The organism is Dyadobacter sp. 676 (assembly GCF_040448675.1).
In the GTDB taxonomy this organism is placed as follows: Bacteria; Bacteroidota; Bacteroidia; order Cytophagales; family Spirosomataceae; genus Dyadobacter.
In genome coordinates this window covers 1,358,782-1,378,410 of record NZ_CP159289.1, presented here as the reverse complement: position 1 = coordinate 1,378,410, position 19,629 = coordinate 1,358,782, and the positions used below count along the sequence as shown (strand labels likewise).

The 19,629-nt window shown below is 47.9% G+C and carries 20 protein-coding genes, 1 tRNA gene and 2 pseudogenes; 6 read left to right on the top strand and 17 right to left on the bottom strand.

The features are described 5' to 3' along the window. Position 1: 1 nt before the first annotated feature. The 3 genes from ABV298_RS06325 to rho all read right to left on the bottom strand — a co-directional run bounded on the left by ABV298_RS06325 (position 2) and on the right by rho (position 2,804). On the bottom strand, positions 2–520 hold the full coding sequence (locus ABV298_RS06325) for a hypothetical protein (protein ID WP_353721318.1): 519 nt from the start codon (positions 518–520) through the stop codon (positions 2–4). Then, positions 517–870: a hypothetical protein gene (locus ABV298_RS06320; protein WP_353721317.1), complete on the bottom strand. Its 354-nt coding sequence runs from the start codon at positions 868–870 to the stop codon at positions 517–519. The genes ABV298_RS06325 and ABV298_RS06320 overlap by 4 nt, the downstream gene beginning before the upstream one ends. A 125-nt stretch (positions 871–995) precedes the next feature. Further along, positions 996–2,804, bottom strand: a complete 1,809-nt coding sequence (gene rho, locus ABV298_RS06315) for a transcription termination factor Rho (RefSeq protein ID WP_353721316.1) — start codon at positions 2,802–2,804, stop codon at positions 996–998. Positions 2,805–3,454: 650 nt separating this feature from the next. Between rho and ABV298_RS06310 the strand changes: the two genes are divergently transcribed. From ABV298_RS06310 to lptC, 4 genes are all read left to right on the top strand, one after another. Continuing rightward, positions 3,455–3,748, top strand: coding sequence for a type III pantothenate kinase (locus ABV298_RS06310; protein ID WP_353721315.1), 294 nt, complete (start codon positions 3,455–3,457; stop codon positions 3,746–3,748). Continuing rightward, entirely contained in the window at positions 3,732–4,022 is a 291-nt protein-coding gene (locus tag ABV298_RS06305) for a type III pantothenate kinase (protein ID WP_353721314.1), read from the top strand. Before ABV298_RS06310 ends, ABV298_RS06305 begins: the two co-directional genes overlap by 17 nt. Before the next feature lie 97 nt (positions 4,023–4,119). Next, positions 4,120–5,205, top strand: a complete 1,086-nt coding sequence (locus tag ABV298_RS06300; protein WP_353721313.1) for a hypothetical protein — start codon at positions 4,120–4,122, stop codon at positions 5,203–5,205. A 186-nt stretch (positions 5,206–5,391) separates the two neighbouring features. Continuing rightward, positions 5,392–5,904, top strand: coding sequence for an LPS export ABC transporter periplasmic protein LptC (lptC, locus tag ABV298_RS06295; RefSeq protein WP_353721312.1), 513 nt, complete (start codon positions 5,392–5,394; stop codon positions 5,902–5,904). On the opposite strand, the gene ABV298_RS06290 is transcribed toward lptC, so the two are convergent. From ABV298_RS06290 to ABV298_RS06240, 11 genes and pseudogenes are all read right to left on the bottom strand, one after another. Further along, positions 5,901–6,314, bottom strand: a complete 414-nt coding sequence (locus ABV298_RS06290) for a cytochrome c (protein WP_353721311.1) — start codon at positions 6,312–6,314, stop codon at positions 5,901–5,903. The genes lptC and ABV298_RS06290 overlap by 4 nt on opposite strands. Before the next feature lie 20 nt (positions 6,315–6,334). After that, positions 6,335–6,996, bottom strand: a pseudogene (locus tag ABV298_RS06285) (SCO family protein). Then, positions 6,993–7,442 carry a viral A-type inclusion protein gene (locus ABV298_RS06280; protein WP_353721310.1) on the bottom strand — a complete coding sequence of 150 codons (450 nt, stop codon included), beginning with the start codon at positions 7,440–7,442 and terminating at the stop codon, positions 6,993–6,995. The pseudogene ABV298_RS06285 and the gene ABV298_RS06280 overlap by 4 nt, the downstream one beginning before the upstream one ends. A gap of 30 nt (positions 7,443–7,472) precedes the next feature. Further along, positions 7,473–9,128 carry a DNA repair protein RecN gene (gene recN / locus ABV298_RS06275; RefSeq protein WP_353721309.1) on the bottom strand — a complete coding sequence of 552 codons (1,656 nt, stop codon included), beginning with the start codon at positions 9,126–9,128 and terminating at the stop codon, positions 7,473–7,475. 130 nt (positions 9,129–9,258) lie between these two features. Then, positions 9,259–9,459 carry a hypothetical protein gene (locus ABV298_RS06270; protein ID WP_353721308.1) on the bottom strand — a complete coding sequence of 67 codons (201 nt, stop codon included), beginning with the start codon at positions 9,457–9,459 and terminating at the stop codon, positions 9,259–9,261. 67 nt (positions 9,460–9,526) lie between these two features. Next, positions 9,527–10,453 (bottom strand): DUF4835 family protein, encoded by a 927-nt coding sequence (locus ABV298_RS06265; protein ID WP_353721307.1) that lies wholly within the window; start codon positions 10,451–10,453, stop codon positions 9,527–9,529. After that, complete coding sequence (coaBC, locus tag ABV298_RS06260; protein ID WP_353721306.1) at positions 10,438–11,646, bottom strand: bifunctional phosphopantothenoylcysteine decarboxylase/phosphopantothenate--cysteine ligase CoaBC; 1,209 nt, start codon at positions 11,644–11,646, stop codon at positions 10,438–10,440. The genes ABV298_RS06265 and coaBC overlap by 16 nt, the downstream gene beginning before the upstream one ends. Positions 11,647–11,767: 121 nt before the next feature. Beyond that, on the bottom strand, positions 11,768–12,079 hold the full coding sequence (locus ABV298_RS06255; RefSeq protein WP_353721305.1) for a DNA-directed RNA polymerase subunit omega: 312 nt from the start codon (positions 12,077–12,079) through the stop codon (positions 11,768–11,770). Between the two features lie 46 nt (positions 12,080–12,125). Continuing rightward, positions 12,126–13,054: pseudogene (gene bamD / locus ABV298_RS06250) on the bottom strand (outer membrane protein assembly factor BamD). A 75-nt stretch (positions 13,055–13,129) separates the two neighbouring features. Continuing rightward, positions 13,130–13,720, bottom strand: a complete 591-nt coding sequence (locus tag ABV298_RS06245) for a T9SS type A sorting domain-containing protein (RefSeq protein ID WP_353721304.1) — start codon at positions 13,718–13,720, stop codon at positions 13,130–13,132. Positions 13,721–13,924: 204 nt separating this feature from the next. Beyond that, the gene (locus ABV298_RS06240) at positions 13,925–15,472 is read right to left on the bottom strand and encodes an OstA-like protein (protein WP_353721303.1); all 1,548 of its coding nucleotides are present in this window, start codon (positions 15,470–15,472) and stop codon (positions 13,925–13,927) included. 416 nt (positions 15,473–15,888) lie between these two features. Between ABV298_RS06240 and tilS the strand changes: the two genes are divergently transcribed. Further along, positions 15,889–16,827, top strand: a complete 939-nt coding sequence (tilS, locus tag ABV298_RS06235; protein ID WP_353721302.1) for a tRNA lysidine(34) synthetase TilS — start codon at positions 15,889–15,891, stop codon at positions 16,825–16,827. Then, positions 16,802–16,975, top strand: coding sequence for a tRNA lysidine(34) synthetase TilS C-terminal domain-containing protein (locus tag ABV298_RS06230; protein ID WP_353721301.1), 174 nt, complete (start codon positions 16,802–16,804; stop codon positions 16,973–16,975). The genes tilS and ABV298_RS06230 overlap by 26 nt, the downstream gene beginning before the upstream one ends. 122 nt (positions 16,976–17,097) lie before the next feature. Here ABV298_RS06230 and ABV298_RS06225 read toward each other — a convergent pair whose 3' ends face one another. From ABV298_RS06225 to ABV298_RS06215, 3 genes are all read right to left on the bottom strand, one after another. Beyond that, the gene (locus tag ABV298_RS06225; RefSeq protein ID WP_353721300.1) at positions 17,098–18,507 is read right to left on the bottom strand and encodes a hypothetical protein; all 1,410 of its coding nucleotides are present in this window, start codon (positions 18,505–18,507) and stop codon (positions 17,098–17,100) included. A gap of 484 nt (positions 18,508–18,991) precedes the next feature. Continuing rightward, positions 18,992–19,076, bottom strand: a tRNA-Ser gene (locus tag ABV298_RS06220). 158 nt (positions 19,077–19,234) lie between these two features. Next, complete coding sequence (locus tag ABV298_RS06215) at positions 19,235–19,480, bottom strand: hypothetical protein (protein WP_353721299.1); 246 nt, start codon at positions 19,478–19,480, stop codon at positions 19,235–19,237. Positions 19,481–19,629: the final 149 nt, after the last annotated feature.

Here is a 19,629-nt window from a genome sequence, read left to right as displayed (position 1 = left end):
TTTATTCTCTTCCCGAAATCAGTTTCAGTTTTAACCTTTCCAGCTCTTCCCATTTCTGTTGTTTGGCCAGGGCCGCTTGCTGAGGCCAGGTCGACGGATCGTGGAGTTGATAACGCGGGCCGGCTTTTTTTAGGAAGCTGGCAATGCGGAGCAGTGACGTTTCCATGAGCTGCTCGTAGGTATGAATGCCTTCCCTGTTGAGTATTTCCTCGATTTTAGGGCCTATTCCCTCAATTACTTTAAGGTCGTCTGGCGCGTGGTCGGGGCTGATGGTCGGGTAAACGGTTTTGGAAGCGTTGGTAGCGATTGGATAATCCACTGTGGTGTTCGTTAAAGTCCGGTGTTGAGCGAGTTCGTATTTCTTTTCTTCGATTAATTCCTGCAAGTTATGTATTCTCCGTTTGATAATCATCTTCGCGAGTATCCATCCGAGCACGGTTGCAGTGAGCAGCAGCAGGGTAATCTGCGCTACGGCCATTGGAAGGCTGTCAAAGTCCATAGAAACGGTGGGAAAATTCATTGTTTCGATTGGTAATAGGCCAGCTCCCGGTTGATCCTGTTCAGCTTATACCGCAAATCCCTCGTTTTCTTGATTTCATAGGTCGTTCCGAGCACGAAACCCAATACCAGGGCTACACCGATCATGATCGCATGCTGCCAGAAATGGGTAAGCTCAATATGATAAGCGGGAAAACCGATGTCTTTTAAAGAGAAGTGCAGTTGGCCCCTTTGCGCGGGCATTTCGGGCAGGAGGGCCTGCGAATCGAAAAGCATGTCGCAGTATTGCTCGATTTTGCATACATGCCAATAAATCGAACCTGCTATCCAGAATCCCAGGAAGGTCCACCAGAGCGCCTTGCTATTGAACATGAGGAACGGAAGTTTAACGGTAGGCAATGTGTGTTAACTACCTAAAAATAAGATTCCGGCAGACAAGATGCAATAGGAGGGGCCGTAACGCAACAAAGCCCGGGAAATGTCCGGGCTTTGTTTATTTATCGGTTCATCGAGATCAGGAACTCTTCGTTGTTCCGTGTCCCTTTCATGTGTTCCAACAGGAAATCCATAGATTCCATGGCATTCATATCGGCCATATGCTTGCGGAGTATCCACACTTTTTTGAGGATTTCCTTGTCGAGCAAAAGGTCCTCCCGGCGGGTTCCGGAAGCCATTACGTCGATAGCCGGGAAAACGCGTTTGTTGGACAGCTTGCGGTCGAGTTGCAATTCCATATTACCGGTACCTTTGAATTCCTCGAAGATAACTTCGTCCATTTTAGAGCCGGTGTCGATCAAAGCGGTAGCGATAATGGTCAGGGAACCGCCGTTTTCCACATTACGTGCCGCACCGAAGAAACGCTTCGGCTTGTGCAAGGCATTGGCATCCACACCACCGGAAAGGATTTTACCGGACGATGGGACGACCGTGTTATAAGCCCGTGCCAGACGTGTGATCGAGTCAAGCAAAATCACCACGTCGTGGCCGCATTCCACCATTCTTTTGGCCTTTTCCAGAACAATGCTCGCTACTTTCACGTGGCGGTCGGCCTGTTCGTCGAATGTAGATGCGATAACCTCCGCCCGAACGCTGCGCTGCATGTCGGTAACCTCTTCCGGCCGTTCGTCGATCAGGAGGATCAGGAGAAATACTTCAGGGTGATTGCGGGTAATCGCATTCGCGATTTCTTTCAAAAGCACCGTTTTGCCGGTCTTGGGCTGCGCTACGATCATCCCGCGCTGACCTTTTCCGATGGGTGCAAAAAGATCCAGGATACGGGTTGAATATTGTTCAGGGCGCGAACTCAGCCGCAGGCATTCGTCGGGGAACAATGGCGTGAGGTATTCGAACGGGATACGGTCGCGGATTTCCTCGGTGGTTTTACCATTAACGGTTTCGACGCGCAGGAGCGCGAAGTATTTTTCGCCTTCTTTCGGCGGGCGGATCTGACCTTTTACGGTATCGCCGGTTTTCAGCCCAAACAGTTTGATTTGGGAAGGCGAAACGTAAATATCGTCGGGGCTTGCCAGGTAGTTATAATCCGCGGAACGAAGAAAGCCGTAGCCGCCATCCTGCATGATTTCCAGCACGCCTTCGTTGACGATCAGGCCATCGAACTCCCTTACATAATTATTGTAGTTGCGTTTGATTTTGGAAGACGGATCTTCGCGTTGTGCCTGAGGCTGCTGATGCCTTTCCTGCGCTTCATGCTGCTGGGGCCGGAAAGGACGTTCCTCGCGGGCTTGTACAACCGGCTCCTGCGAGAGCGGGGCGGCTTTTTCTTCCACGGCCTCGGCTACCGGCGTAACTTCCGGTTCCGCTTCCAGTTCGGCAGGAATAATGATCTCCTCCCTGCCCAGGTCGCCGAGTGTATCGATGTCATCATCGATTTCCAGCGAAGTATCTATGTTTTTTGGTCGCTCTTCCTGGCGCTTCAGGAACTCCTGACGTGCAGGAGGGTCAAATAACGGTGCGGAAGAAGCGACGGGCTGGTTGCTGTCTTTTTTATTGCGGGCCGAGCGGTCGTTTCCGCCCTTGCTGTTCACCGGAACAGGCACCGGAGTCGGCTCGATGGGCCTTCTGGCGCGTTTCTTCTTGGGTTCGGCCGTATCGGCGGAGGGGCTTTCCACTGTGGAAGCCTCTGCGACAACCGCCTCAGCAACAGGTGCTGGCGCTTCCTGCTGCGACATAATCCGGTTAATCAGTTCTTTTTTGGGAAGTTTGGCATGATCGGGTATTCCCAGAGCACCCGCTATTTCTCGTAGCTCTGATAAAAGCTTAATGTTTAAATCATCAATTGTAGGCATACAGAAAATGGAAAGTAAAGGGTCACTTTACCAATTGGACAATAAGGTTGTGAATATAATTGGATGTACCAGGGCTGCGTGCCCTGCGGTCACGTGATGGTCATTGATAGGTTAATAAGCATTTGTTATGAAAGTCCGCGCGAAGAACTTTACTAACTGCAAAACTTTGATGGATCAAATCTGAAAAATTGTAACTGGTACAAACAGGAAGTATTGACAATAAATCGGCAGATTTTTGAATCTCGATAACGCTGGGATTAGAAGTTACCTCGAGATGAATTTGGATTTAAAAGTCGATACTGACTTGGATGGACGAAGGTAGACATACATCGTTTAATTTCCAAATGTTTAACGTAAAAACCGTGCCAAGCGGATTGATAGTCCTTTCATATGACAAAAAATCTCTGACAAAACCGGTATTTCAGTGAATAAGCGTGTGGTAACTTCCTTTAAATCTTAGTTTTTATGCCAGGAAAATCGGAATTTTGCGGTACTATGAACATTGTTGTGGATTCGGGGAACACCTTTTCGAAGATCGGATGGTTCGAAGGGGAAAAACTTATACGATATACGACGCACCTGGAATTCCCGGAATTGATCCGGAGCATCAGGGAGGGGTTGCCGGAATATCTTTTTTTTCCTCGGTCAGCATGACGCAGGAAGAATTTCAGGAGGCCCTGGGCGACCCGGTGAAAGTGATCGGCCTGACGCCGGAAACCCCGCTTCCGATTGTCAAAAATTACGACACCCCGCAAACCCTTGGTGCCGACCGCATTGCCGCGGCTGCGGGTGCGAATTTCCTCTTTCCGGGCGAAGATCTCGTTGTGATCGACATGGGGACCTGCATTACCTACGATCTCATCGACCGGAATGCGGCATTTCAGGGGGGGATTAATTTCCCCGGGGGTGCGGATGCGATTCAACGCGATGCACACGTTTACTAAAAGACTTCCACTTTTTGAGCCTGAAAAAGAGCCGGAATTGATCGGAAAAAGTACCCGTCAGGCCATGCAAAGCGGTGTGATGAACGGCACACTTGCTGAAATCGAAGGAATTATTGAGCGGTACCGGCACAATTACCCGGCTTTACGCGTAGTATTATGTGGTGGGGATGCCGCTTTTTTTGAAAGTAACTTGAAACCACCCATCTTTGCGGTGCCGGAACTGGTTTTAATAGGATTGAACAGAATTTTAACATATAATGTCTCTTTACAGTAGAATAGGAATAGTCACGCTTGCCATCACACTCGGTTGGAGTTGTACAAATCTTGCAAAAGCACAAGGATTGGGCAATTCTCCGTACTCATCTCTCGGAATGGGGGAGTTTTACGGGGATGCATATTCCGATAATACTGCAATGGGCGGTTCCGGCGTAAGCTCGGGCGGCGGGTTTCAGGTTAATAACCTCAATCCGGCGCTTTGGGTGCGGAACAGATTTACGACCCTGGACGTGGGGCTCATCGGTCAATACAAGAGCATTGCCAGCGGTAATCTGCGGCAGGGAAATGCGGGCGGAAACCTCGCGTATCTTTCGCTCTCGTTCCCTATAACCACCAAGTGGGTTATCGGCGGAAGCCTGAAACCTTATAGTTTCGTCGATTACGAGAACACATTTACCAGGTCTGTCGCAGGTTCCCCGGCTGTTGCCGCGTATACTGTTTCGGGAAAGGGTGGCGTGAACAAAGCATCGCTCGTCAATTCCTTTCAAATCGGCCGTTATGTGAGCCTGGGACTGGAAAGCAGCTACTTTTTTGGCAATATCAGGCGGTCTTCGGATGTATTGCTTTTCGTGGATGGTGTGCCAGCCGACTACATGGTGAGCCTGAACGAGCGTAATACCTACTCGGACGTGGCGTTCCGCGCAGGCGGTACCGTAAAGATTCCGATCCGTAAAGAAAATAAAATGAACCTGAACCTCGGGGGTACGTATAGTTTCAGTACGTCGTTGAATGCGACCAAAACGACTTCTTTTGAACTGACACAAGGCTCTTTTCCCGTCGTTGACCCGGATACCCTCGAAAATAATCTGAGCGGCTCGATGCAGGTGCCCGAGCAATATCAGGTAGGAGCAAGCCTCGAATGGCCATTCAAAATGATTATTTCGTTAGACTACAGTCATCAGACCTGGTCGAAATACCGTGGTTTCGGAAATGTGAATGAGAACCTGAAAGATGTCAACCGGTTGCATTTCGGTATGGAATATCTTCCCCGCTTTACCTCGCTGAACTATTTTGATCTGGTGCGTTATCGCATCGGTTTCAGCACAGGTAACACACCTTACGTATTGGGAAAAACGAAAATAAACGACACCAACATAAGCCTTGGTTTTACCTTCCCGATGGGACGCGGTTATTCGAACTTCCTGTCGGTAGCACTCGTAGGGGGGGCAACGGGGGACTAACTCGGGCGGAGCTGCCCGCGAACGGTACGGGCGCGTGGTATTGGGTATCACATTGCTGGAAAGATGGTTCCAGAAACAGCGTATCGACTAAAACGCCGGACTATGCTGAAACGGAGCATATATCAGTTTTTATCTGAAAGGCAGAATCAATCAAAGGGAGATAACCAATTATCTCCTTTTTGTATTATGTTCTTCATCGTGCTGCTCTTTGTGGCTTGTGAGTCAAAAAAAGACAAAATAGGTGCCGTATACACCGGACCGCTCGAAATTGTCAACGATCTGGTGGTTAAATACAGCGAGCAGGGCAAGATGAAGGTTTTTGTCAAAACGCCCAAATCACTGACTTATCAGAACGAGACCCGGGTTTTCCCCGACTCCGTCAATATCAGCTTCTTTGATTCACTCGGGACGGTAGTAACTACATTGCGTTCCGATTCGGGACGTTACGACCGCAATGCAGATACTTATATCGTAAAAGGCAATGTGCGGGTTGTAAAATCCGAAACGCAGGAAATCCTCACAACCTCCGAGCTGAGCTGGAGTCCCGGAACACACAAGGTTTTCACCGACAAGGCATTGTCTGTTAAAAATCTGCGCACCTCGGAGATTACGAATGCGATCGGGATGGATGCCGAGCAGGACTTCTCGCGGATCAAGTTCCGGAAGGCGACGGGTATTTACAAGTTCACGGGGCCTTAATCGGCCTTGCAGTCGGCTAGTGCCTTATGCACAAATTCGATCGGCGTGTAAACACTGTCTTTTCCCCATTTCATCGATACAAAACTGACAATCTCCGCAATTTCTATTTCCGTCAGTTTGGGATTCGGCGGCATCGGCCGACTGAACGATTTACCGTTGACGATAATCGTATCGCTCATACCGTACTGGATAATGCAGGCCATGCGAGCTTTATTTTCAATAATCGACGAGCCGGCGATAGGAGGGTAGAGATTGGACATTCCTTTGCCCTCCATTTGGTGGCAGTTTGCGCAATGCGTCATGTATAACTGCTGCCCGGTTACAAAATATTGTTCGCTTTTCAACTCTTCCGAATTGCGGCATGATGCCAGGCCCGACAATGCAAATGCCAGAATGCGGACTTTTGCCATACTTTTTGCTTGCGGGAATCTCATTTCTTGTATTCGGCCAGCAACCGTTCCATATCGTTGAGCAATTTTTTTGTTCCTTCTTCGGTAGTCCCGTCGTACATGCCGCGCACGTGCTTGTCCTTATCCACGAGGATGAACGCGCCACTATGAATGTAGCCGCCCTGCACGGTAGTGTCTTCCTTGGCCGTCGACATATAGTTCTTTTGTCCTATCTCGTAGATTTTGGCCTTGTCACCTGTCAGGAACTGCCATTGCCGGCCTTCCACCCCAAGGTCTTTGGCAAACTGGTTGAGAACCGCCGGCGTGTCATGTTCGGGGTCGATGGAATGGGAGAGTATCATCACATCAGGATTCCCTTTATATGCTTCGTAAACCTTTACCATCTGCTTTTTCATTACCGGGCAAATGGTAGGACATGTGGTGAAAAAAAGTCGGTTACATAAATTTTATTCTCTACGATTTTCTCCGTGACCGTATCGCCGTACTGGTTAACAAAGGCAAATTTGGGAATGGTATTATAAATGGTGTCAACGACCTCTTTCCCATCCACCGTCTTCTTAACCCAGTCGCGTTCGCCGAGGATGGGTAGCTTATTGTCCGAATTACCGCAACCGGTAACAGTGGCCAGGGAAGCGGACACAAACAGGGATTGAAAAAGAATCGATTTTACTTTTGAGTTCATAAACGAGTTATTCTAAAAAAAGTTTTTGCCTCCTGAATGGATTTCAAGGTGGCCTGTTTCACGAGCAATATCCTTTCTTTCTCTTTTTCGAAATAAACGATTGCTTGTTTGGCATCGAGTTTTTTGGCGGAATCGCCGCGGTACTCGTGCATCCAGTCCATCATAAGCTTATCGGCATCTGCGAGCTTCTGGTTCAGGTCCACCGCCTTGATGCGTTGTTCGGCCATCGTGTTGCTGCTCACACCCACATTCTGAAGACTGTCTATCCCCTGGATTTTCTTCGAAAGCCGGGATTTTAGGTTCACAATGCTCTCTTGCTGAGGCATTACCTCGTCATGGATGGCTAACACCTCGGTTTCGAGGCCGGCGATTGTTTCCTGGTCTTTATCTTTTGCGCAGGCCAGGAAAAGTATGGTTATGAACGATAGAAGGATGAGGTTTTTCATAAAGTGGCGAGTTAGTAGAGTACATATACGTTAATCCCTGAGAATCATTTCACGCGCGTTGTGCAGCACGGCTTCGGAGGGGTTATGCCCGCCGATCATCTGGGCTATTTCCTGAACACGTTCATCGATAGTGAGTTTTTTAATCCTACTGACCGTCTTGTCCGAAGAATGGTCTTTGTAAACAAAATAGTGCGCATCGCCGCTGCTTGCTATCTGGTGCAGATGGGTGATGGCGATTATCTGGTGGTTAACAGCCATGTTCTGCATCATTTTGCCCATCTTCTTGGCGATTTCCCCCGAAACCCCGGTATCTATCTCATCAAAAATAATAGTCGGCAATTTCCGCTTGTCGGCCAATATATACTTAATAACCATCATAAGCCGGGAAAATTCCCCGCCGGAGGCTACTAATTTCAATTCTTGCGGAACAATACCTTTGTTACCGCTGAAAAGAAACGTCACCGAGTCCGTTCCGGTCGGTGATGGTGCTGTTTCACCGATCTGTATGCTGAGCGACGCATTTGGAATGCCAAGTTCAACCAGCCGGTCCAGAATGAGCTTTTCAATGGCTTTCGTTACCTTTTTGCGGCGGTCGGACAGGACCTCCGCGCCTGCGAGCATTTTGTCGCGCGTTTGCGTTACCTTTTTTTCAGCCGCGGCCAAATCGTCATCGAGGTTCATGACAGCGCTCAGTTTGTCCTGCAACCCGGCTTCGATGGCAAGCAATTGCTCCACAGTCGATACCTGATGTTTTTTGAGCAGGGTATAGATAAGATCCAGCCGCTCCTGTACCACCTCCGTCCGCGCCGAATCCAGTTCGACATTGCCATTCACCTGGTCAATTTCATCTGCGAGATCGCGGAGCTCGATCAATGCGCTTTGTGCCCGCTGTCGTAAAATATCATATTCCGAAACGAGCCGCGAGGCTTGGGCGAGTGAATTCACTGCGCTTTTCAGCAAGTCGAGCGCGGAGTTTTCAGGGTTGTCCAGATAAGCGTGCGCCAGTTGAAGTTTTTCTTTGATTTCAACGGCATTTTCAAGAATTGTCAGCTCCTGTTCCAGTTTTTCCTGCTCGTCGGCCTTCAACCCGGCATTGTTCAACTCCTGAAAAAGAAACTGGTCGTAATCGAATTCCTTGCGAAGCTGGTGTGCCTGTCTTTTCAATTCGTCCAATGCTCTCACCGCTTCGCGATAAGTATTGAAATCGGCCTGGTAAGATTTAAGCAAGTCAGCGTTTTCCGCATACGAGTCCACCACCCGTAATTGAAACTCGTTGTTACCCAGCAATATCGAATCGTGCTGTGAATGAACGTCGAGTAACTGCATGCCGATTTTTCGCAGCGTTTCCAGGTTCACGGGCGTGTCGTTGACGAATGCCCTTGATTTGCCGGCAGCGGAAATTTCGCGCCGCACGATACATTCCTCCGAGAAGTCCAGATTTTCGTCTTCGAAATTTGGCGCCAGGTCATAACCGGCCAGGTTGAACGTGCCTTCAATAACGCATTTTTCGTTGCTGTCGTACAACGACTTCGCGTCCGCCCTGTTTCCCAACAGCAGGCCTATCGCGCCAAGCATTATCGATTTGCCGGCACCCGTTTCGCCTGTGATGATGTTCAGGCCGGGATCTGGGGACATTTCGAGGTGCTTTATCAGCGCATAGTTTTTAATCAGTAAATTAGAAAGCATGTCTAATTTAGGCAGCAGGTTGCCGGAGATAATGCAACCTGTCAATGATGAAGGGGATCTAACTTGTCTCCGATACGAATATAGTTACGATCTTGCCAATTAGAAAATATCGCGGGAAGTTCACCGGATTTTAGAAGCCGGCATGCCTGCTGGGCGGGACAATATCCCGGTTGTCGTCGTAAACGATCTCGTAAAGTTCCGAAACCGGGATCCGATGGGTATGGTTCCGGGTATCTTTCAAGGTGATCTGCGTTGCGTCGACCGATAATAACCTGCCGAAAACGGTGTTACCATTTGAAAGAACTGCGTTGATCGGCTGTCTTTGCAACATGTCTTGCTCATTTTTAATTTCTCCGGGCTCAACCCGCATCAACCGTTTACTCATAGGGTTTATTTTGCTACATCGATAGCTTCTGGTACAGTTGAGTTTTCGAAGGGTCGAGACCAACCAGCAGAGAGTACGCCTGTGTACGTTGTTCGGGTAAACCTTCAATCAGTATTTTGTACAACTCGTCTGATTTGGCGTCGAAAAACGAATTGATCACCACACTGGCCGGACGGAGCTGGTTAACCTCCTTGATGGTATTCAAAAATTCGAGGACCTTCGCGCGGGTTTCTGCCGGATTTTGTGTTGCCACATCCAGGCCCTGGCGATAATACTTGTACATTCCCTCGCGGAATGGCGTAAATTGTTGGCTTTGGAGGTTCTCGATCAGCCAGTAGCGGTTCTTCGAATCTCCGTTGGAATCCCAGCCCCTTTTGTTGGGGGAAGAGTTCCGGGCAAGATTGACGAGGTTAAATGCTTTCTGCACATAAGGTGAACCTCCCATTTTGCTGAAAGAATCGTAGTCGAATATCAAGGCGATATTGGCATAGAACGCCAGAATGTACGGGAGTTCCTCGGTATAGCTGTTTTCATTGAAATACAGCTGTGTACTGGGCAGATAGGTAAAATTGAAATTTTTGTCGACGTAAGTAAAAAGCACTGTTTCGTAAGTCGAGTTATAAACAGGCCGGGAAACGATCAGTTGGGCATTACCTTCGTAGTTTCCCTGCGATGCCGAACGGGTCAGGTTTACATTGAGCTTGCATTTGATCTTCTCGTCCTTGCCAAACTGGTCGTTTGTCCAGCGGGTATTGTTGAGAAAATCGTTCATATAAGTCTGCAACTGGTTCATCGACTGCGGGTCGGTCTTTTGCTGCGCTACCAGTTGCTCGTAGTTCAGGTTCACCGTAAACTGGAACTCCTGTGCGAAGGCACGTTGAGCCAGCGCCGCCCAGAGCAGCGGAATGGTCAGGATCAGTAGTTTTATGCTTCGTTCCATTTGGTTAGTACGATATCGAGAATATCCTGCGCGACCTCGTCTTTGGATTTGAGGTCAAATTGCTGCGTATTTTTGTCCTTGTCAATAACGGTTATTTTGTTGGTATCGTGTGCAAAACCTGCGCCGGGATCGTTCAGGGAGTTTAAAATGATGTAATCGAAATTTTTACGGTCTAGCTTGTCCCGGGCGTGGCCCAGTTCATTCTCCGTTTCAAGTGCGAAACCGATAACTATCTGCCCCGGTTTTTTTAGTTTCCCGAAAGTCCCCGCAATATCGGTTGTTTTGGCAAGGTCCAGCGTCATACTATCGCCTTGTTTCTTGATCTTCTGTGCGGCAACGAACCGGGGCGCATAATCAGCCACTGCCGCAGCGAAGATGATCAGATCGCTGCTTCCAAAATGTTCTTCCACTGCATTGTACATTTCGCTGGCTGTCTCTACTTGAACCGTGTGGATATCCGGATGCATGCTTTTCAGTTGTGTGGGACCGCTTACGAGCGTTACGTGCGAGCCCGCGGCCGCGAACGCTTCGGCAATCGCATACCCCATTTTACCGGAAGAACGGTTGCTGATAAAGCGGACCGGATCAATGGATTCAACCGTTGGGCCGGCTGTAATCAGGACGCGCCTCGAAACAGCTGCGGGGCGTCTTGCAAAATGTGCATTCAACGCCCTTACGATGTGCTCAGGCTCCGCAAGCCGCCCGTCGCCAATCAGTCCACTGGCGAGTTCACCGTATTCGGGTGAGATGAAACGGTTTCCGTAGCTGGTCAGTTTTTCGATATTTTGACGGGTCGAAGGATGTTGGAACATGTCCACATCCATGGCCGGGGCGAAGAATACAGGGCACCTCGCCGAGAGATAAACGGCCGTCAGAAGGTCGTCGCAATGGCCGGAGGCGCATTTAGACATCGTTTTAGCGGTTGCCGGCGCAATTATCATCAGGTCGGCCCACAGCCCGAGCTCCACGTGGTTGTTCCATTCGCCTGTTTCATTTTTGGTAAACGCCGTGAAAACCGGGTTTTTAGAAAGTGTCGATAAAGTCAGCGGAGTGATAAATTCCGTTGCGGATTGCGTCATGATCACTTTGACTTCCGCTTGTGCCTTCACGAGTAGCCGCACCAGCAGTGCGGATTTATAGGCAGCAATGCTTCCCGAAACGCCGAGGAGTATTTTTTTACCTTTAAGATTCAATTTACAGGGAGTTGAATAGTGGGACGGGCCCGTGCTTCGATGCGCGTAAAGTTACGGAGATAAAATAAAAAGCCCGCCATTAATCAGGATTCATGGCGGGCGTCATCTAAGTATCCGGCTCTTATTCTTCGCTGGCGTCGCGATAGCTAAAGTAAGTTTTGCCTTCGATGAACTCGTCGATCGCAATGCTTCCAGCCTTTGGCATACGCTCGTAGAATTTCGAGATTTCGATTTGCTCTCTGTTTTCGAACACTTCTTCGAGGTTGTCGACGCCGGAAGCAAATTCAGCCAGCTTGTTGTTCAGCTCTTCCTTCATTTTGCTGGAAATCTGGCGCGCCCTTTTGGAAATGACAGATACGGATTCATACAGGTTACCTGTTACCGCCGCTATCTTGTCTGTATCACGGGTAATGATCGATGGATTCGTTGCCATAATGGTCTGATATAGTTAAAGTTTTAAAACAATGTAATGAATTCCCTTATTGGCCTTTCGGCTCGTTTACAGCAGGGGTTGGGGTGGTAACCTTCGCCGGCTTGGTGGTCGGGTCGGGTTGGGATTCCTTGAGCTTTTGCCGTTCCGCTTCTGCTTTCGCGATCAGTTCGATCTGTTTCTGACTGTCGTCGTACATCTTTTCGGCATCGCGGTTGTATTTGCCGGCCGGGTATTTGTCGACCAGCTCCTGATAGAACTTCACAACGTCCTGATACCGTTCTTTCTGCTTGTCGCTGAAACTCGCGGCCGCCAGGTTATATTGAGATTCAACTTTCAGGAAAGCAAGTTCTTCATTGTATTGCGAATCCGGGAAATCTTTCCGGAAGTTTTCGATGGAAATAACCGCGGATTTAAGCGACATCGGGTTGAAATCGCTGATCTTGTGGTATAACCGGGCACGCTCGTAAGCTTTTTTTCCAGCTTTGACCTTAACTCCAGAATATAACGGGTACATTCTTCCCGGAACGGACTGTCAGGATAGGTATTGATAAAATCCTGCATCGCGGAAACGGCCGTGAATGTACTCGTCTGGTCGAGGTTATAAGGCGACGAATCCTTATACAGCGAAAAAGCGTGCATGTACAGTGCCTCCTGCGCATAGTCGCTGCGTGCGTAGGTGTCGTAAAATTTCTTGAACAGAAACTGGCTCGTATTGTATTGGCCCTGATGGTATTGCGTGTAAGCGTAATAAAACTGCGCCAGTTCGGATTCGGTACTTCCTTTTAGCAAAGGGATCAATTCTTCAAACAGCAGCCCCGCGCGGTAATAGTCCGCCTTCTTATAATAGGCCATGGCAGCATCGTATTTCTGCTGGTCCGTACCCGTCTTCTGTAACTTGGAGAACTTACTGCAGGAAGTAACAACAAGGATTGCAATAAATAGCAAGAAATAGCTTGCCGGACTGTTTTTTCGCATATTAACTGCAAAGGTAATAAAAAAAGCTACATCATCCATAACGAATGCGTAGCTGATATAGTGTTAAAAGATAGCCTATTGCTGATGGCGAACGAGCATTTTCTTGGTAGCAACCTTTTTGCCGTCGACCGATAGTTGATAAAAGTACAGGCCGGTAGGCATATCCCTCGTATTGACACGTAGTTTGCGATCGTTCTTGTTGAGCGTAAATTCCTGGATTTGTGATCCCAGCACATTGTAAAATATCAGTTTCGCATCGCGAAGGCCTCCTGAAATCGTGAAATCGATTTCAGCGTATTCGCTGGCCGGGTTGGGATATACATTGGAAACCGAAATTTTGTCATTTACAAAAAGAAGCTCCTCCGCCTTCGACTGTGCTTCCAATGCTGGTGTTTTCTTTTCGCTGCCTTTCTCGGCAACTTCGACGGCCGATACATTACTTTCGGCCGGGTTGGCAGATGCAAAAAGAAACGATGTGTAGAATCTATTCAGCGCTTTTGGATTTTGTAAAGTTAGCGGCTGGTAACTGAGGCCACTCGAAAAGTTTGAAAATTTGATGTTCTGGGTAGCGGGGGCCTTCTTCTTGCCGACGATATTCAGGCGGCTTCCCCCCGAAACGCTTTGGGCCTGCAACCCTTGAAAACTCAGGGCCAGGGCTAAGATCATATATATAAAACGTATAGTTCTTTTCATAGCTCAATCGGGTACTTTTTACTAATGCGTTATGTATTTTTAGTCGAAAAAGCCCGTTACAAAAATATACAGAAATAATTGTATATTCAAAATATATTGTACGAACGGGCAATTTTATTTTTCAATATCAAAAAATCGTGCCGAAAGCGGTTATCCTGGGTTATTTATAACCAAAACTCATTTTTCCTGCCAGGTCGTCTTTCCCTTTGTCGGCTTCTCGGCAATACGCCATTTGAAGCCCTCCAGTTGCCTTTCAGCGGGTTTTATTTTCGACGGAGGAATCAGTTTTCCGTCGGGCTTTCCGATGAATGCGATCCGCCGGACCCGGTTGTCTTCGAACAGCAGGTTCATTTTCCCGCATTCGACCCGGTTCAAACCGATATTTTTCTGCTTATCGTCTACCGCATAGTAGGCACTTTCCCCGTTGCCGTCGACGAGCACCTGTTTTAGCTTGTTGCCGGCCTGGAAGTACGCGTTGATCGTCCGTCCCTTTACCTGGTTGAACTGTCTTACGAGCGTGTCTTCGGTGATTACGAACGACTTGCCTTTGAGCAACATCCGGTTCAGCTCGTTGCTTACGAGGAATGCGGTTATCGAGTCGGCTTCCATCTGGTAATGCTGGTCGCTCCAAAGGATCGGTTTGCGGAAAAAGCGGATAACCGAATCGGCCGTATCGTAAGTGATCGAATCGCATTTTCCCTGAAAATCGGATTTGTAAATGAATACATTCCGGTCGCCCACGAGCTTGCGCGTGCTATCGCGCGTGTTTTCGAACGAGTAGAGCGTATCGGCGCGGATGTACATCGTGTCTTCGGAAACGACATTTCTCACATAGGCATGGCCGAAAATTTTGGAATAACCTTTTGTTTTCCAGTAATATCCTTCATCGCCATTGAGAATCGTCCTGTCCTTTTTGGCCACAATCACCACATTTCCCTTTCCTCTGCCGTCATTCGTTTTCCCGTCGACGACCAGCGAATCCGCGGTAAGGGTATACGTTTCGTTGTCAACCGTGGTCCGTGTATGAAATGCCGACTGTGTTGATTCCGTATTGTATTGACCCTTCGTCGCCGCGACAGTGCCATCCTTGTTGACAATTTTGGTTTTCCCGTTGAAGTACGACCATTTCGTAATCGAGTTATACAGCAAGGTGTCCGTCGTAAGCGTGTACTTTTTATTTACCAGCTTCACGTTTTTGTAATAGGTAAATTCCTTGGTAGCCGTATTATAAAAACCTTCTTTACTGGTGAGCACATTCTCTTCATCGACAGTGCGCCCCGGCTGCTTGTAGTAGGCAATCCCGTTTGCCATGTCGTATTCGATTTTACGGGTAGTGAGTGTCCGTTTGCGGTCTTTCAGGACCGTTTTTTTTCCACTCACAATAGCCAGGCGCGTGTTTCCGTAGTACAGGAGCGTATCTCCCGTCACAGTCACGGTATCGCCCTGAACGATTTTTACATTGCCGAAAGCCTCGATCATGTTGCTGCTCAGGTGCTGGATAGCGAGATTGCTGTACAGAAGCGCGCCTTTATGTTTGAAAACGCCGTTGGTAACGCGCCGGGAATCGTCGCCGGGCTGATTGATAATTTCCAGCTCGTCCGATTTCAGGATCTCTACCAGGTCCTCGCTTTGGGATGACTGAGGTAATGCTTTCTGTGCGAACAGATAAGGCGAAAAAATCAGTAAGGCAAAGAACGTTAATTGAAATATATTCCTTTCGATCAAGATGACGCTGAAAAGTTTAAAAGGGTTGCAGTTTCCCGCATGATTTTTTTTCTTCATGTTGCTTTTCTTTCTCTTACCTTTGACCGGGTGAAGCCCCTACCACAGGGGCAAAGAGATGAATCCAAAGTCAGTTATCCAAAAGTACATCAAATCCGATTCGCAGGTTCATGTTGGATTCGTTTTTAACTTTTATTAACCAACACGCGCCGGACCTGAAACAGCAACCGACTTTACTGGCCGTGAGCGGGGGGATCGACTCGGTGGTAATGGCCCATCTTTTTTTATAGCCAACAACTTCCGGCAGCCATCGCGCATTGTAATTTTGGTTTGAGAGGGGATGAATCGGAAGGGGACGAGGCATTTGTACGTGAACTTGCAGAACGGTACAATTTTCCTTTTTTTCAACGAGGCCGGATGTGAAAGCCTTGGTGAAATCGGCCTCGATTTCCACGCAGATGGCCGCCAGGGAACTGCGGTATGAATGGTTTGAGAAAATCAGAACTGAGCTTGGCTTTCAATGGATTGCGACCGCTCATCACGCCAACGACTCGCTCGAAACCCTGCTGCTTAACCTTGCGCGCGGGACCGGCCTGCCCGGCATATGTGGAATTGCGCCCGTCCATGGCCGTTTGATCCGTCCTCTTATTCTCTCAAGCAAGGAGGCGGTACAGCGGTATGCAGCTGTTCAGGGCCTCGATTGGCGGGAGGACAGGACTAATCGAACCGATGATTACCGGAGAAATAAGATCCGCCACCATGTGATTCCTGTATTATCGCAATTGAATCCGTCGCTGGAAGCGACGTTCAATACGTCGTCGGAACGTTTGCGGGCAGCCAATACGCTGCTCGACGAATATTTACAGGAATGGAAATCCCGGGCCATCCAATTTGACGACGACGTCCTGCGTATTCCGGTCCGTGAAGTCGCAGGTAAAACCGAACCGGTTTATCGCCTCTGGATCATTTTACAGGATTTCGGTTTTCAATATAATCAGATGGGAGGCATTGTAGCCGCTCTGGCCGGTATTCCTGGCAAGCGTTTTTTCTCCTCTTCGCACGTATTGCTTCTCGATAGGGACTTTCTTCTTCTGCAAGCAATCCGGGGGCCTTCGGGACCGGAAGAACTGACGATCGGAGAGCCGGAGTCGACGTTGCATTGGCAGGGGATACGCATTACGCTCCGTAAGTTGCCCGCCGGAATATTGCCGGTGTTTGATAATGCGACAATTGCCGTCGACCAGGATTTACTTACATTCCCGCTGACTTTACGCAAATGGCGGCAAGGAGATAGCTTTCAGCCCCTCGGTATGGCGGGGAAAAGCAAAAAAAGTGAGCGATTTACTGATCGATCGTAAAATGGACCGTTTTGAAAAGGACCGGACTGCCGTGCTACTCAATGGAGGCGGCGAGATCATCTGGGTGGTGGGCCTGCGCGCCGACGAGCGTTTTCGTGTTCGCAATAGTGCCGCAAATGTGTTGGTGATTTCGATCGCGGACGAATAAAGATAAAAAGTGGCCGGGTCAATAACCCGACCTTTTTCTGCTAATTTCTATCCTGATGTAGAATCGGTTAGCTCTATCGGACGCAAGAACGGAAGGAATGGTCGGCCGAAAAATGACGATCGTCAGGTTGATCGATCGGCATTGGCGAAACCTGTCCTAGGTTCTGACCCTCCAAGTGCCTGACGGATATTTGAAACAGAACTCAGTCTAAAAAGAAACAAGTAAATGCACGATGGGAACAGATGATGAAGCAGCCTGTCAAGTGAAGCGCCAAGGTGCCAGTTCAGGTCGTTCGGAGTGGTGAGGTAAATGACAAAGTAGCCACAAAGTATGAGGCTGATTACTATGAATGGGAAACTATTTGAAAACGCCGTTTTGTGCATTAATAATGCTAAAAATAACACAAATAAAATCCAGTAATACGAGGCAGATGTGATTACGAAGTGTTTTACGATCAGCAAGTAACGAGCAGGATCAGCAATCATCTTCAATATATCTTCACCTCGGTTTGAATGAACCAGGTCATTTGGTGGAGCAAGGGTGATTTTGAAATGTATGACAATTAAAACAGGCACTAAGGCACCCAGTATGTATTTTACAATTACATGCGGTTGTTTGAATTTGAAATAGCAAAGCGTGGCAGAGAAAATCAGAAAGAATAGAATTCCTTCATTTTTTACCCATGCGGCACTTCCGGCTACGAAGCCTAGCAGAATGGCAATATTATAAGTTCTTTTATCGTCGATTTGCTTGTAAAGCACGAAAGCTATTAATATAAAGAATGCCAACATTGTGTCCGCATATTGAGAAGCAGCGATATTGAGATACTTTGAATCAAGTGCAAATATGAGCAATGATAAAATTGAGAAGAACAAGCGGCGGTGCTGGTTTAATGAAAGGAATATTGTTGCAGAAATCGACAAAAAGGTGAAATAGGATATTGCCATTGGGACAATGGGTGTAATGAGATTAACGTTACGCCAGGTAAGTGCAATTATGGAAGGAAGCATCAGTGGATAATCGGGGTGAGTGCTTGCGAGTTTCTGAGTGAACATTGTCTTCCAGTACTCCGGATAAAAAAGAAACTTGGCATGATGTGTCCAGATCGCATAGGCGTCCCAATCGCCCCATCTATGCAGGTGTTTGTTAAAACGCAAGGTGAGAACCAGTATACCGATCGAAAAAATCAGCAAATTGCTCGCGCTAAGTCGCTTGCTTACACTCTCCGGACTGTCTTTCTTTTTAAGTAATGCTGTTAGGGTGAAAGTTCCAAAGCAGCCACTGAAAAAGGCAAGGATCGGTTCGATTCGGAAGGAAGTAACCAAACTCAAATAATACAGGCAGGCCGCTCCGCTTATGGTTATTCCAAACGAAACCGGATACTTAACACCCCGTAGCGACCAATCTACCCGACTTAGGACCCGACTGATCCCAAAGAAAATAACTAAAATCTCGATTAGAAAAACAGGCAGCATATCAGTGTCTCCGGCGGACCAATTGATAATTTCGATTTTTATATTTGCCTTCTGCAATACATTCGTAATTGTCGGTAGGCATGGATGGAAAATAATCTTCCTGTATTATTAAGACTGTATCACTTTTCTCGAGAGTAACAATTACGGGAGCCAGAACGAGTGCCGACTTGAAATAAAGAACGCCCTTTCTGCCGTCAGGGGTGTTTGTATTAAATCCGACTGTCGAACCTGCTGGTAAAACTTTTTCGAGAGGGGCCAGCATCGCATCCAAGCTGTCCAATTCGGTGTAGTATTTCGGAGTCGATAGCTTTTTGTATTTGATGAACACACTCCAACACAATCCGGCGAAGAGCAGGGCGGTGATTACATTTTGTATTTTGGACACGATATTCCTGATAAAGATATTCAGTCTGCAATTATAGCCAATATAAATTGAAATATACAGGCGGCAAGTAAACCAGGAAAAACATACACGAGTTTAGTTCTCGGGCATGTCCCGAAAACGAAAAATGCCCATCCTGCTACCAGGACGGGCATTTTGCAGAGAGAGAGGGATTCGAACCCCCGGACCTGTTACAGTCAACGGTTTTCAAGACCGTCGCAATCGACCACTCTGCCATCTCTCTATCTGATTCGCCGAATACGATTCATGGTGCAAAGGTACAGTTATTATCGATAAGCGCAAGATTTTTTCGTAGATTTTATTGCGGGTGTTGGTAAGTGGTTCATTATGAGTCTGAATTTTACCGGCGTTTTTGCCGATCAAAACGTCTGCTACGATTCGTTACACAAGCGGATGGAAGCCCCATTCGTCGGAATCCGACATTTGGCGCACCCGGAACGAGTATTCTTCCAGGGAAACGGGTTGCACGGATAGAACCCGGATTTCGGTGAAAATTGGGTATTGCCGGCACGCATTATCGACGACGTATTGCGGATCGGGTTCGCTTTCATGCTGATGAAACATGGTGCATGTATATTGTCGCCCGTCCGGGCCTTTGGCGGCGAGTTTAAACATAAAGTATTTCATTGTCTGGTATTTAACCGTCTATTTTAAAGAATGTTGGTCGGAATGGAATACCCAATCTTTTTATGAATAGTTAAACATTGATGTATATTTACGAATACCTGGCACGGTTTTTGAATTTGGTCAGGTTAATTTACATTTCAAAAAACCAA

Coding starts and splice junctions, on each gene's coding strand:
- ABV298_RS06300 (WP_353721313.1), top strand. CDS start 4,120: ATGGGGGAGTTTTACGGGGATGCATATTCCGATAATACTGCAATGGGC.
- ABV298_RS06325 (WP_353721318.1), bottom strand. CDS start 520: ATGAATTTTCCCACCGTTTCTATGGACTTTGACAGCCTTCCAATGGCC.
- ABV298_RS06270 (WP_353721308.1), bottom strand. CDS start 9,459: ATGTTGCAAAGACAGCCGATCAACGCAGTTCTTTCAAATGGTAACACC.
- lptC (WP_353721312.1), top strand. CDS start 5,392: ATGTTCTTCATCGTGCTGCTCTTTGTGGCTTGTGAGTCAAAAAAAGAC.
- ABV298_RS06215 (WP_353721299.1), bottom strand. CDS start 19,480: ATGAAATACTTTATGTTTAAACTCGCCGCCAAAGGCCCGGACGGGCGA.
- ABV298_RS06310 (WP_353721315.1), top strand. CDS start 3,455: ATGACGCAGGAAGAATTTCAGGAGGCCCTGGGCGACCCGGTGAAAGTG.
- ABV298_RS06320 (WP_353721317.1), bottom strand. CDS start 870: ATGTTCAATAGCAAGGCGCTCTGGTGGACCTTCCTGGGATTCTGGATA.
- ABV298_RS06265 (WP_353721307.1), bottom strand. CDS start 10,453: ATGGAACGAAGCATAAAACTACTGATCCTGACCATTCCGCTGCTCTGG.
- ABV298_RS06290 (WP_353721311.1), bottom strand. CDS start 6,314: ATGGCAAAAGTCCGCATTCTGGCATTTGCATTGTCGGGCCTGGCATCA.
- rho (WP_353721316.1), bottom strand. CDS start 2,804: ATGCCTACAATTGATGATTTAAACATTAAGCTTTTATCAGAGCTACGA.
- ABV298_RS06245 (WP_353721304.1), bottom strand. CDS start 13,720: ATGATCTTAGCCCTGGCCCTGAGTTTTCAAGGGTTGCAGGCCCAAAGC.
- recN (WP_353721309.1), bottom strand. CDS start 9,128: ATGCTTTCTAATTTACTGATTAAAAACTATGCGCTGATAAAGCACCTC.
- ABV298_RS06280 (WP_353721310.1), bottom strand. CDS start 7,442: ATGAAAAACCTCATCCTTCTATCGTTCATAACCATACTTTTCCTGGCC.
- ABV298_RS06305 (WP_353721314.1), top strand. CDS start 3,732: ATGCACACGTTTACTAAAAGACTTCCACTTTTTGAGCCTGAAAAAGAG.
- ABV298_RS06255 (WP_353721305.1), bottom strand. CDS start 12,079: ATGGCAACGAATCCATCGATCATTACCCGTGATACAGACAAGATAGCG.